Annotated in this window: 10 protein-coding genes; 6 read left to right on the top strand and 4 right to left on the bottom strand. The window is 61.0% G+C overall.

The features are described from left to right. Positions 1-69: 69 nt before the first annotated feature. The gene (locus EM858_RS19765; RefSeq protein ID WP_245483026.1) at positions 70-432 is read right to left on the bottom strand and encodes a DUF6527 family protein; all 363 of its coding nucleotides are present in this window, start codon (positions 430-432) and stop codon (positions 70-72) included. Positions 433-929: 497 nt separating this feature from the next. Continuing rightward, positions 930-1,778 (bottom strand): LysR family transcriptional regulator, encoded by an 849-nt coding sequence (locus EM858_RS19760; protein WP_127757702.1) that lies wholly within the window; start codon positions 1,776-1,778, stop codon positions 930-932. A 103-nt stretch (positions 1,779-1,881) separates the two neighbouring features. Between EM858_RS19760 and EM858_RS19755 the strand changes: the two genes are divergently transcribed. Then, a complete protein-coding gene (locus EM858_RS19755) occupies positions 1,882-3,216 on the top strand; it encodes an aspartate aminotransferase family protein (RefSeq protein WP_080815810.1) in 1,335 nt (444 codons plus the stop codon). Here EM858_RS19755 and EM858_RS19750 read toward each other — a convergent pair. Both EM858_RS19750 and EM858_RS19745 read right to left on the bottom strand, forming a co-directional pair. Further along, positions 3,213-5,318: an ATP-binding protein gene (locus EM858_RS19750; RefSeq protein WP_127757701.1), complete on the bottom strand. Its 2,106-nt coding sequence runs from the start codon at positions 5,316-5,318 to the stop codon at positions 3,213-3,215. The two genes, EM858_RS19755 and EM858_RS19750, sit on opposite strands and share 4 nt — an antisense overlap. Continuing rightward, positions 5,315-6,049 carry a response regulator transcription factor gene (locus EM858_RS19745; protein ID WP_080856758.1) on the bottom strand — a complete coding sequence of 245 codons (735 nt, stop codon included), beginning with the start codon at positions 6,047-6,049 and terminating at the stop codon, positions 5,315-5,317. The genes EM858_RS19750 and EM858_RS19745 overlap by 4 nt, the downstream gene beginning before the upstream one ends. Positions 6,050-6,287: 238 nt before the next feature. On the opposite strand from EM858_RS19745, the gene EM858_RS19740 reads away from it, so the two are divergent. The 5 genes from EM858_RS19740 (at position 6,288) to EM858_RS19720 (ending at position 12,833) form a co-directional block, all read left to right on the top strand. After that, positions 6,288-7,286 carry an ABC transporter substrate-binding protein gene (locus EM858_RS19740; RefSeq protein ID WP_127757751.1) on the top strand — a complete coding sequence of 333 codons (999 nt, stop codon included), beginning with the start codon at positions 6,288-6,290 and terminating at the stop codon, positions 7,284-7,286. A gap of 114 nt (positions 7,287-7,400) precedes the next feature. Beyond that, positions 7,401-8,426, top strand: coding sequence for an ABC transporter substrate-binding protein (locus EM858_RS19735; protein WP_003503939.1), 1,026 nt, complete (start codon positions 7,401-7,403; stop codon positions 8,424-8,426). Between the two features lie 98 nt (positions 8,427-8,524). After that, entirely contained in the window at positions 8,525-10,756 is a 2,232-nt protein-coding gene (locus tag EM858_RS19730) for an iron ABC transporter permease (RefSeq protein ID WP_127757700.1), read from the top strand. Continuing rightward, positions 10,753-11,814, top strand: a complete 1,062-nt coding sequence (locus tag EM858_RS19725) for an ABC transporter ATP-binding protein (protein WP_127757699.1) — start codon at positions 10,753-10,755, stop codon at positions 11,812-11,814. Before EM858_RS19730 ends, EM858_RS19725 begins: the two co-directional genes overlap by 4 nt. Positions 11,815-12,158: 344 nt before the next feature. Next, positions 12,159-12,833 carry a response regulator transcription factor gene (locus EM858_RS19720; protein ID WP_080815821.1) on the top strand — a complete coding sequence of 225 codons (675 nt, stop codon included), beginning with the start codon at positions 12,159-12,161 and terminating at the stop codon, positions 12,831-12,833. Positions 12,834-12,852 lie beyond the last annotated feature (19 nt).

The raw sequence follows: 12,852 nt of genomic DNA, 5'->3' as shown, positions 1-12,852 counted from the left end.
GAGGTATAAGCGACCGATTGAAAGTACACTTTGACGCGATATGCTTGCGTCGCGATGTAACTCACAGGTTTATTGTTTAGGTCCGATTACCCATGCCGAGATCCGTTGCCAGATGCTGCGTTGGTGCTTCGCTGGAGCGGGATTGGCAGGAGGCTCGACCTTTGGTGGCTGCTCATAGAAGCGAGCCTTGGCGGCGCGATCTCGACGCCGTTCGGCTGCGATCTGCTCTTCACTCCACGGGCCTGCTTCGATCACCTTGCTTCGGTCGATCACATAGTGTGACCGGCACTTCAGTGTCCAATTGCCGATCGACGGACGAAGCGAGATGGTTTCGCCATCGAATGTCATCTTCCAGTCCGTCGGCGTGAAGGGGACGATCACCTCCTCGCCGCAGCCGCAGCAACAACTGTGGGCCGACGTCGCATAGTCCATCGAAACGTAAAGGACACCGGCCTGCAGGCGTTCGGGAATATTCTACCGGAGTGAATCAGTTGCTCCAATTCTTAATAGCTTCATTGCAGGACCAATGCCCACCGAATTCGCTTGCCTCACGAAATCGACTGCATTTTCCGGGGGATGATTAGTCCAGGAGAGGACCTATGACAACAATTCGGGTCGAGTATGACCTCCTAGCCTCATCGATGCTGTGGTCTAAAAACAATCCACTGGGTGCCAGTTCGAAGTTCGCGGCTATCCCGTCTTTGCTGCGGGCGGTGGAATGTGTTGTTCGACTAGCCGCAGGAATCGGTGGTTGCGAGCCCCCGCAACCAAATCTCAAAACCCCGTCGCACTAGCGACGGGGTTTTGCTGTTTAAAGGCCTAGGAAAGCAGGATACACCGTCAAACACGCATGGCCGGCCAAATCTTCCAACTCTTAACGCTTGAGATCGCGGAAAAGCGGGATTTGCGCACCAACAGGTCGCTTCGGGTTAAAAACTAAGATCAGGAAGAAAAGCCCTGATGTGATCCCCAAGCGCTATGGCTGCCGTAGAAGTCTGCGGATCGGCGAACTCAATCGCAATGCCGATCGTTGGTAGGGGCGGCAATCCGCTTTCGATAATATGAAGGTCTGGTGGAACTGCGGTTCGCGTCAGAACGCTGATGGCAAGGCCGGAGCGCGCGATTGCGATGAGGCCGGAAAGGCTGTTGCTGGCGAAGGCGATGCGGTAGCGGCGATTTGCGCTTTGCATGGCGTCGCAGGCTGCGCGATGATCGAGCGTCACGGGCGCGGAGAGTGCCAGCGGCAGCACATCCTTGGTGATGAGATCCGGCTCCGGCCTGTCCGCCACCCAGACGAAGCTTTCCCTGCGGAGCACGTCGCGGTGATCCGGATCGGATTGCGAAACCAGCGCCATGTCGATCTGGCGGCGCTGCAGGAGGGGACGCAATTCCGTCGTGGGCGCGCAGACCATGCGCAGATCGACTTTCGGGTAGGTGCCGAAGAAGCCTCTCAGCAGTTCCGGCAGGAAGGCGATGGAATAATCTTCAGGGCAACCAAGGCTCACGGTTCCCTGCAGCGTCGCCTCGCCCATATCGGCAAGGATTTCATCATGCCGGGCAAGCAGGGCGCTGGCGTGGGCAAGCAGCTTCTCGCCCGCCGCGGTTACGCGCACTCCGGAACCCGTTCGCTGCAGCAGGGTATGGCCGACCAGCTCTTCCAGCCGCTGCATCTGGGTGCTGAGCGCGGATTGGGTGCGCCCGATCTGCGCGGCGGCGACGCTGATGGAGCCAGCGCGAGCGACAATGATAAAGTTCTTCAGCAGGGTAAGGTCGAGCATGGCGATATCAAAATTATCGATATCTGAGTAAAATACTATCGATTGGACTGAGGTGGCAATGGGTTGTTATGTTTCGGTAAGATAAATTTTTGGGGAACGTGCCATGGACAAGCTTGCGCAGAATTTCGCCTCTCTCAATGACGAACCGGCTTTCTGGGAGGCTGCCAATAAACATCTGACCCGCTACGGACCGGCCTTCGAGGAGATCATCGTCGAACGGGCCGAGGGAAGTTTCGTCTATGATGCGGATGGGCGCGCCATTCTCGATTTCACCTCCGGCCAGATGAGCGCTTTGCTCGGGCATACCCATCCGGATATCGTCGCCACCGTCAACCGGCAGATGGCATCGGTCGCGCATCTCTTTTCCGGCATGTTGTCCCGCCCGGTCGTTGACTTGGCGGCGCGGCTGGCGGCGCTCGCGCCGGGTCTCGATCGCGTGCAATTGCTGACCACAGGGGCTGAATCCAACGAGGCGGCGATCCGCATGGCGAAGCTCGTGACCGGCGGGCATGAGATCGTCGCTTTTGCGCAGAGCTGGCACGGCATGACCGGCGCTGCGGCCTCCGCCACCTATAGCGCCGGCCGCAGGGGTTATGGCCCGGCCACGGCCGGCTCACTCGTTATTCCCGCGCCGAATGCCTATCGTCCGCGCTTCAAGAACCCCGATGGATCGAATGACTGGCAGGCGGAACTCGACGATGCCTTCGAACTGATCGATCGCCAGTCGACCGGCAATCTCGCCGCCTTCATTGCCGAGCCGATCCTGTCGAGCGGCGGTATCCTCGAACTGCCGGTCGGTTATCTCGCTGCGCTAAAGAAAAAGTGCGAGGAGCGCGGCATGCTGCTCATCCTCGATGAAGCCCAGACCGGCGTCGGCCGGACCGGGCATATGTTCGCCTTCCAGCGCGATGGGGTGACGCCCGATATCATGACGCTGTCGAAGACGCTCGGCGCCGGCCTGCCGCTTGCGGCGGTAATGACGAGCGCCGAGATCGAGCAAAAGGCCTTCGAGAGGGGCTTCCTGTTCTATACGACCCATGTTTCCGATCCCCTGCCGGCGGCTGTCGGCGTAACGGTTCTCGATGTGGTGGCGCGTGATGGGCTGGTGGAACAGGCGATTGCCCGCGGAAACCGTTTGAAGGAGGGGCTGCTCTCGCTGCAGCAGCGGTTCGAATGCGTTGGAGATGTGCGCGGGCGCGGGCTTCTGCTCGGACTTGAAGTCGTCGCTGACCGGCATACGAAAGCTCCGGGTTTCGAACTCGGTGCGCGCATCATGCAGGAGGCGATGTTGCGCGGCCTCAGCATGAACATCGTCAAGCTGCCCGGCATGGGCGGCGTCTTCCGCATTGCGCCGGCGCTGACGGTATCGGATTCGGAAATCGACCTTGGGCTGGAGATACTGGCGGATTCGATCGAATCCGCGCAGCTTGCCCGCTAGGTGTGGCCGGCATTTGCCGGAAACGTCAGTTCAACCCTTGCGCCTTCGCCGGGTCTGGAACTGATATGCGCTTCGCCGCCGCTCTGGCGCACGAACCCGTAGACCATGGCGAGGCCGAGACCCGCACCGCCATGGTCACCCCGCGTGGTGAAATAGGGCTCGAAGGCCTTGTCCACGGCCTCCGGCGTCATGCCGACGCCCTCGTCGGTGACGGCGATCACCAGCGTATCTTTGCCCGAAGCGGCCTCGATTGAAATCAGGCCGCCATCGGGCATGGCGGCTGCGGCGTTCAGGCAGAGATTGAGGATGGATTGTTCGAAAAGGGCCGGGTCCAGCGGTATCGAGGGAAGATCGTCATCGATATCGAGCGCGATCCGGCATTTGGGGCCGACGGCGATTTCGAGAATATCGGCCATGCCGCGCAGCAGGCTTGCGACATTGATGACGCTTGGATGAATCGGCTGCTGGCTGCCGATGGTGAGCATGCTGCTGGCCAGAGAGCGGCCGCGATCCGCCGCCTTGCGGATGCGGGCGATATGCCGCTTCTGGCGATCGTTGAAACCGGCTTCCCGTTCCAGAAGACCGAGACTGCCGGTGATGATGCCGATCATGTTGCCCACCTCATGGCTGACCTGATGGGTCATGCGCATGATGCCATCAAGCCTCTGGGCTTTGACGGCTTCCGCTTCCTGACGATCGAGAGCGGTCACATCGCGGGCGAGCAGCACGATGCCGCCATCCGGCTGGCGTGACATCGATACTTCGATCACCCGCTGATCGTCGGTGCGATGGCGCAGGACCGCGCGGTCGAGCAATTCCCCCGGCTCAGCATCGAAGGGCAGCAGAGCCGGGTCGATTTCCGGGATCGGTTCGACAAACCTCCGAAGCGGCAGTTTTCGCGACGAGCCGGAGCGTCCGACGAGTTCGATGATGCGGCGGTTCATGGTGATGGGCCGGCCGGCCGGATCGAAGAGCGCAATTCCCTCATTCATGGTGCGGAAGGTCGAGCGGATGGTGCGGGCTGCCGCTTCGGCCGTGCGCCTGAGGCGCGAGACGCGGTCGACGCTGTCATGGAAGGCGCGAAACGCATCGAGCAGCCGGATCAACTCCGTCTCGGGACCGGTATAGGAGGGCGGGCCGACATCCTTATCGCCCTTGGCGAGGGCATTCATGCCGTTGGAGAGCGTCACGATCCCGCGCGAGACACGCATCACCGAGCGGATCGAGAAGATCGCCACGATGAGAACCAGAAGCGAGGCGACGGCGACAATGATCAGCAGCCGGTTGAGAGCATCAGAGGTCGAAATCAGGTCTTCGTTCAGGCTGCGCGCAACCGCATCGCCCTGGGTCTCGGTCACATGGGAAAGATCGCGCGAGACGGTGTGAAGGCGGGAGACCGAGGCGCGGATCGCGAACATTTCCAGAAGGTAACGGCTCTGGGCTTCGAAGACCCGCTCATAGGGCTGTAGTTCGGCCGCGGGCAGGCGCTCGCCGGGATAGCCCTGCTGGCGCGCCGTTGTTTCCGCCACGTAGCGGCGGCGCAGTTCGCCAAGCTGAAAGAGGCTGTCGGATGCGGATGCGGCCTGTACGATGCCGTTCATTCGCCGGCGCAGTTCCGGATCGAGGATGCCCTGACCTGTGGCGATTTCGCCGAGCGCCGCTGCCGCTTCCGCCTTGTGGCCCTGTGCCGCATCGGCATCCTTCGCAAGATCGAGCGTCTGTTCCCGGATGATCTGGAGGAGTTCGACGATGCGTTCGCTGGCAAAGCCACGGGTGATCCGCTCGCCGCTGTCCGGTCCTGTCATTTCGAGCAAGATATCGACCTGCTGGACCACCGAGCGGCTTTCGCTGGAAACGCGATAGGGCGAGGCGGCATTCATCAGGAACGGTGCGCTGGAGACGAGATCGGAGACCTGCCGCGAGACCAGCGACGCCTTGGCGAGACTGGAAAAGGCCTGCAACCCATAGGCCGCCATTTCATCGCGGGCCCGCTGCAGGCCGTAAATGGCGATGGCGGAAAGGCTGAAGACGAGGAGGCAGGTAAAGACGATCGCAAAGGGCAGGCGAAAGGCGATGGAGGAAAGGAAGGAGCGGCTGATCACGGGGAAAGCTCGCCCTCATCGGTGTGCAGAACATAACCCTTGCCGCGCCGCGTCTTGATATGGCGCGGCAGATCAGGATTGATCTCGATCTTGCGTCTGAGCCGCAGCACCAGCACATCGACATTTCTGTCGATGTAGCGGTCGCTCTCCGAACCCAGCCTGTCGAGAATCTGGGAGCGGCTGACGGGCTGGTTGGGTGTTTCCGCCAGTATTTCCAGAAGCGCGAATTCGGCGGTGGTCAGCGTACGGCTGCGGTCCGCGAGGCAGACGGCGCGGCGGGCATCGAGATCGATTGCCCAATCGCCGAGGCGAAGCGCCCCGCGCCCATGATCGCTGTCCTTTTCCTGTTTCAGCGAAGGGATCGTCCGGCGCAGTACGGCTTTGATCCGGGCCGTGAGTTCGATGGGTTCGAAGGGCTTGACCACATAATCGTCGGCTGCGGTCTCAAGCCCGAGAACCCGGTCGGCGGCGCTGCCGGCGGCGGTGACCATGACAATGCCGATGTCGATCTGGCTGCGCAGCCGCTGGGCGAAGGTGCGTCCGGACGTTCCCGGCAGATTGTGATCGACGAGCACAAGCTGCATCCTGTCCCTTGCCAATATCTCGTCCGCCTCCTCGGCGGAGCGCGCGCAGGTGGGCAGCCAGCCCTCCGCCTCGATGAGGTCCGAGATGAGCTCGGCCATATCCGGATCGTCCTCGACGATCAGAATGCGAACCTTCTGATTTAGCACTGCACTTCCTCCCGCCATCATCATAGGCGCGGCGGCGACGATCTTCAAAGGCTCGCTGGTTATCTCCCCTGTCATAATTGTAATATCTGTAATCTTCTTCGGCGGTGCGGTGAAAGATTGGTAACCATTCTTCGATTGCGGTGCGGACAGGATGTGACATGCTGTAGGTGGAGACTGGAACGGGGAGGTTCCGGGCAGGGAGGCTTAATTGAAAGCATTGACCGCACTTGCGGCGAGCATGGCCCTATGGCTGTGCGGCGCAGGGCATGGCATGGCCGAGCCGAAGTTGAACGTCCTTTGCGGCGTCGACGAGGCTTGGTGCTTGACCATGCAGCGGGCGTTTGAAGCCAGGGCCGGTCTCGAGATTTCGATGGTGCGCAAGAGCACCGGCGAAATCCTCGACCAGATTCGTGCCGAACGATCCCATCCCACTGTCGATGTCTGGTGGGGCGGTACTGGCGATACCCATTTGCAGGCGGGTTCTGAAGGGTTGCTGGATGAATACCGGCCCGCCCACCAGCAGGATTTGCTGCCCTGGGCGCAGAATTTCTCGGTGATGTCGGGATCGCGGTCTGCGGGAATTTATGCCGGCGCGCTGGGCTTCGCCTATAATTCGGAACTGCTCGCGAAGAACAATCTGCCGGCGCCGATCTGCTGGAAGGATCTGGCGAAGGATGTCTATCGCGGCCATATCCTGACCGGCAATCCTAACTATTCAGGCACGGCCTTCACCATGCTGGCCACCCTCGTCCAGCTTTTTGGCGAAGAGGAAGCTTTCGGGTTCATGGCGAAGCTCAACCAGAACGTCGTGAGCTATACCAAGGTTGGTGCTGCACCGGTGAAGGCGGCGGCGCGGGGCGAGATCATGATCGGTATTTCCTTCATGCACGATGCCGTGACCCAGAAGATCGAAGGTTTTCCGCTGGTGATCGTCGCGCCGTGCGAGGGCACCGGTTATGAAATCGGGGCTGTCAGCATCGTCAAGGGCAATCGCAACGCGGCCCTTGCGCAGGATTTCGTGGAATTTGCGCTGAGCCCGGAAGGGCAGGCAACAGGGGCCGCGGCCGGCCAGAATCAGGTGCCTTCCAACGCCCGGGCGACATTGCCGCTGACGGCGCCTGACATATCGATGATCAAGATGGTGGATTATGACTTCGCCACCTTCGGACAGCCGGAAGAGCGAAGTCGGTTATTGAGCCGCTTCGACAGCGAAATCCACCCGACCCAGACCCAGTAGGGCCAAAACCAACATCCCGAAAAAGACAGCGCGCGCGCCGCAAAGTGCCGCGACCGGCAGCGCCATGTCTGCGCGCGGCCCAAGAATTCAGACGCAAGCTACAGGAGGATAACCATGCGACTGACGATACTTTCCACCCTGCTTTTTGCCGGCACGGCACTCAGCGCCGTTTCCGCGCAGGCGGCGGGCGAACTGAACCTCATCTGCTCGGCCGATGTCGTCATCTGCGAACAGATGAAGGGCGATTTTGAAAAGTCGCACGACATCAAGGTCAATATGGTGCGCCTGTCTTCGGGCGAGACCTATGCCAAGGTGCGCGCGGAAGCCCGCAACCCGAAGACCGATATCTGGTGGGCCGGCACCGGCGATCCGCATATGCAGGCGGCCTCGGAAAACCTGACGCTGGAATACAAGTCGCCGATGCTCGACCAGTTGCAGGACTGGGCCGTGAAGCAGGCCGAAAGCACGGGTTACAGGACTGTCGGCGTTTATGCCGGTGCGCTGGGCTGGGGCTACAACACGGAAATCTTCAAGTCGAAGGGTTACAAGGAGCCGAAGTGCTGGGCCGACCTGCTGGCGCCGGAACTGAAGGGCGAAATCCAGATCGCCAATCCGAATTCGTCCGGCACCGCCTATACGGCGCTCGCGTCACTGGTGCAGATCATGGGCGAGGATCAGGCGATTGATTATCTGAAGAAGCTCAACGCCAATATCTCGCAATATACCAAGTCCGGCTCGGCACCGGTCAAGGCGGCGGCGCGCGGCGAAACGGCGCTCGGTATCGTCTTCATGCATGATGCGGTGGCGCAGACGGCGGAAGGCTTCCCGGTCAAGTCCATCGCGCCCTGCGAAGGTACAGGTTATGAAATCGGCTCCATGTCGATCATCAAGGGCGCACGCAACCTCGACAATGCGAAGACCTGGTACGACTGGGCGCTGAAGCCGGAAGTGCAGTCGCGCATGAAGGACGCCAAGTCCTTCCAGCTTCCCTCCAACAAGACAGCGGAAGTGCCGAAGGAAGCACCGAAGTTCGAGGACATCAAGCTCATCGACTACGACTTCAAGACCTATGGCGACCCGGCCAAGCGCAAGGCGCTGCTGGAACGCTGGGACCGCGAGGTCGGTGCTGTCGCGAACTGATCTGAACCACTGATCTTAACTCCGGCGACAGGCATCCCGGCTTTTTAAGCCGGGGTGTCCGCCACTCTTTCATCGGCATGAAACAAGCGAGGTCGGCCATGACACGTGGCAATCGCAGGCTGGACATCGTCCTGGCGCTCGGGGCTTTTGCCCTCATTCTTCTCCCCTGGTATCGCATCGAAGGCGGCTTTTTCAGCTTCCGCTGGCTGTCCGGCTTTTTCTCTTCCGCCAGCAATGCGCCCGGTGTGCTGCAAATATTGTCCTATGGAAAACCATGGCTGGTCGGCGTCGTTGTCTTTTTCCTCGCCGCATGCCTTGTCCGGTCCATCCGTGATCCGATGCGGCGCGGCGGGCTGCTTGCCGTCATCGGCGCTGCCGGGCTCGTTTTCCTCGCCTTGCAGGGGCTGGCCATCGGCTTTACCGGCTGGAGCTGGACGGTGAGCGAAAACCTCCTCGGCATGCTTGCCGATGGCCAGCCCTCCATGGGGGCAGGGGCCGTCGTCATGTCGTTCGTCTTCGTGCTGCTTTTCGCCTTCGGCCTTGCCGAGCGCGGCGTCATGAAAGGCGACGCCTTCGTCGTCGGCGCCATTTCCGTTCTGGTTTTCCTCGTCACGGTTTTTGTCTTTTATCCGATCGGTAGCATGCTGGTCGCCTCCGTTCAGGATTTCGACGGCTCCTTCAATGCCGATGGCTTCATCCGCAATATTCAGGATCCCGGCATCTGGAGCCTTGGCTGCGTGGCCGGCGAAGAGCGTTGCGGCGTTGCCTGGCGGACGCTGTTTCTGGCGCTGATGACGGCCTTTGGTTCGACCGTGCTCGGTCTTGGCTTTGCGCTGATCGCCACCCGCACGCGCTTTCCCTTCAAGAAGGGCCTGCGGCTTCTGACGGTTCTGCCGATCATCACACCGCCTTTCGTCATCGGCCTTGCCCTGACGCTGCTTTTCGGTCGCGCCGGTGTCGTCACTGAGTGGCTTTCCTATCTCTTCGGCATCGAGCCGGGCCGCTGGCTTTATGGCATGACCGGCATCTGGATCGCGCAGGTCCTTTCCTTCACGCCCATTTCGTTTCTGGTGCTGATCGGCGTGGTCGAAGGTGTCAGCCCGTCGATGGAAGAAGCCTCGCAGACGCTGCGCGCCGACCGCTGGCGCACCTTCTGGCGGGTATCGCTGCCACTGATGAAACCCGGTCTCGCCAATGCCTTCCTCATCGGCTTTATCGAGAGCATGGCGGATTTCGGCAATCCGCTGGTGCTTGGCGGCACGCATGGCGTGCTGTCGACGGAAATCTTCTTCGCCGTGGTCGGTTCGCAGAACGATCCGTCGCGCGCCGCAGTTCTGGCGATCATCCTGCTGTGCTTCACGCTTTCGGCCTTCCTTGCCCAGCGTTTCTGGCTGGCAGGCAAGAATTTTGCGACGGTGACGGGCAAGGGCGACAGCGGCGCGCATATCGCCCTGCCGCGCGGCCTTTCCATCGGCGTTCACGCCGTCGTGGTGCCGTGGATGGTCTTCACCATCGTCGTTTATGGCATGATCCTTGTGGGCGGTTTCGTGAAGACATGGGGTCTCGACAATTCCCTGACCCTAGACCACTACGTCCGCGCCTTTTCCATTAGCTTCTCCAATGGCTCGATTGCCTGGACCGGCGTGGCCTGGAACTCGTTCTGGACGACCATGAAGATCGCACTGGTTTCGGCACCGCTGACCGCCGCCGTCGGTCTTTTGACCGCCTATATCATCGTGCGGCAGAAATTTGCCGGACGAAACCTCTTCGAATTCGCGCTGATGATGAGCTTTGCCATTCCCGGCACGGTCATCGGCGTCAGCTATATCATGGCCTTCAACCTGCCGCCGGTGGAAATGACAGGCTCGGCGCTGATCCTGATCGCCTGCTTCGTGTTCCGCAACATGCCGGTCGGCGTGCGCGGCGGCATTGCGGCGATGAGCCAGCTGGACAAGAGCCTCGACGAGGCCTCGCTGACGCTGAGGGCCAATAGTTTCCGCACCATCCGCAAGGTCATCCTGCCGCTCTTGAGGCCCGCGATCACTGCCGCGCTGGTCTATTCCTTCGTGCGCGCCATCACCTCCATCAGCGCCGTCATCTTCCTCGTCAGCGCCGAATACAACATGGCGACCTCCTATATCGTAGGCCTTGTCGAGAACGGCGAATATGGGGTGGCGATTGCTTATTCCTCCATGCTGATCGTGGTCATGATCACCGTCATCACAGGCTTCCAGCTCATTGTCGGCGAGCGACGCCTACGGCGCGAAAACCGCGTCGCCGGCCTGCCCTCCGCTTCCTCCGTTCCTCTCGCTCAGGAGAAAACCGCATGATTTCCGTAAAGCCCGGCTCCGTCACCTTTCAGAATGTCCGCAAGACCTTCGGCGCCTTCACCGCCATTCCCGACCTGTCGCTCACCATCGAGCCCGGCACGCTGGTAACCCTGCTCGGTCCCTCCGGCTGCGGCAAGACGACGACGCTGCGCATGCTGGCGGGTCTTGAACATCCGACCTCCGGCCGCATCCTCATCGGCGACAAGGATGTGACCATGCTGCCCGCCAATGAGCGCGATGTCTCGATGGTCTTCCAGTCCTATGCGCTTTTCCCGCACATGACGGCGCTCGACAATGTCGCCTATGGCCTGCAATCCTCCGGGCTGCGTAAGGCGGATGCGCGGGAGAAAGCGGAAGAGGGGCTGAAGCTCGTCGGTCTTGCCGGCATGGGGCATCGCCTGCCTGCCGAACTTTCCGGCGGCCAGCAGCAGCGCGTCGCGGTCGCGCGCGCTCTGGTGCTCGAGCCCCAGGTGCTGCTGCTGGACGAGCCGCTTTCCAATCTCGATGCCCGCCTTCGCCGCCGGGTCCGCACCGAAATCCGCGAATTGCAGCAGCGACTGGGTTTCACCGCGGTTTACGTGACGCATGATCAGGATGAGGCGCTCGCTGTTTCCGACCGGATCATCGTGATGAAGGACGGCGAAATCGCCCAGTCGGGTGCGCCACGCGACCTTTACGAGGCCCCGGCCTCCGCCTTCATCGCCGATTTCATGGGCGAGGCGAATGTCGTCGGTTGCGAGGTCATTGGCGTTGAGGGCGCCGATGCGCTGATCCGCGTCGGGGGAATCGATCATCGGGTCGCGGCCCGCAACGCCCGGCCGGGTCCCGCAGAGCTTGCGGTCCGCCCCGGCTCGATTTCCATCGGACAACCGGGCGGGCCGGGGCTTGCCGGACGGGTGCTGCACAGTGCCTATCTCGGCGGTCACGTCGAATATGAGGTGGAAACCGATATCGGTACGCTTTTCATCGTCGACCATGCCGTGGAGACCAGCCTGCCGGCGGCGAGCGATGTGACGCTGGGGTTCAAGAACCGGGGCATTGCCTTGATTCAGGCTTGAGGCCGCTGCCGATCCCGCATTCCTGTCGCGACGGAGGCGGATTTGTTCTGCCTCTGTCGGGAACGCCGGTCTCAAATATCCTTTGCCGGACGAAGCGCATCGTAGATCGCCGCATGGGTATTACGTGCGGCGACCGCATCGCCGATCCGTCGGTGAGAAGCCGCAGCAGCGTGAGCTTGACCGGTTTTATGCGAGACACGGGTACAGGAAACGCACGCAATGCCGTCGGATTATGTGCTGTAAGGTGGTAGAAGACGAATTGTCTGCCCGCCCTCCTGCAATGTAGCTGCAACATTTTTCGACCAGTGGTGGGGATGGCAAGAATCCATCTCTGGGGGAAGTCATTGCGAATCTTGCTTCTTGAGGATGAACCCGAAATGGCGCGCGCGCTTCTTGAAGCCCTGCGCCGGCGCGATGTGCTTGCCGATCATGTCAGCACCATCAGCGATGCTGACGCCCTTGCGCGGGACGGGTCTTACGATGTTCTGGTCCTCGATCGCCGTCTTCCCGATGGCGAGGGGCTGAACCTGGTGGCTTCGCTTCGCCGGAGCAGGCATTCCGTGCCGATCCTTGTTCTGACGGCGCTTGGAAGTGTCGATCACCGCGTCGACGGGCTGGATGCCGGAGCGGATGATTATCTTGCCAAGCCCTTTGCAATCGAGGAGCTGCTCGCCCGCCTCAGGGCTCTCCATAGACGCGGCCCTTCTCTTTCCGACAAATATGCGCATTTCGGAAATCTGAGCATCGATCCGCGCAGCAATGAGGTCAGCATTGCCGGCTCAATCATCGAGTTGCGGCGTCGGGAATATCTGGTGCTGGAGGCGCTGATGCGGCGTCCGAACCGCATCGTTACGCGGTCGAACCTGATCGAGGCGGTCTATACGCTCGATGACGAGATCGAGTCCAACGCTCTCGATGCGCATATTTCCCGTATCAGGAAGAAGCTGGCCCAGGCTGAAGCCACGGTGGAAATAAGAGCCGTGCGCAATATCGGTTATCTCATCCGGTTGAAGACATGAGACAGGAGCGCAATCGATC

This window comes from Agrobacterium sp. CNPSo 2736 (assembly GCF_004005385.1).
GTDB classification, from domain to species: Bacteria; Pseudomonadota; Alphaproteobacteria; order Rhizobiales; family Rhizobiaceae; genus Agrobacterium; species Agrobacterium leguminum.
This window is presented reverse-complemented; position numbering and strand designations above follow the sequence as displayed.

Bases quoted from the DNA above. Each gene is read 5' to 3' on its own strand.
- EM858_RS19765 (WP_245483026.1), bottom strand. From the start codon at position 432: ATGGACTATGCGACGTCGGCCCACAGTTGTTGCTGCGGCTGCGGCGAG.
- EM858_RS19760 (WP_127757702.1), bottom strand. From the start codon at position 1,778: ATGCTCGACCTTACCCTGCTGAAGAACTTTATCATTGTCGCTCGCGCT.
- EM858_RS19755 (WP_080815810.1), top strand. From the start codon at position 1,882: ATGGACAAGCTTGCGCAGAATTTCGCCTCTCTCAATGACGAACCGGCT.
- EM858_RS19740 (WP_127757751.1), top strand. From the start codon at position 6,288: ATGGCCCTATGGCTGTGCGGCGCAGGGCATGGCATGGCCGAGCCGAAG.
- EM858_RS19735 (WP_003503939.1), top strand. From the start codon at position 7,401: ATGCGACTGACGATACTTTCCACCCTGCTTTTTGCCGGCACGGCACTC.
- EM858_RS19730 (WP_127757700.1), top strand. From the start codon at position 8,525: ATGACACGTGGCAATCGCAGGCTGGACATCGTCCTGGCGCTCGGGGCT.
- EM858_RS19725 (WP_127757699.1), top strand. From the start codon at position 10,753: ATGATTTCCGTAAAGCCCGGCTCCGTCACCTTTCAGAATGTCCGCAAG.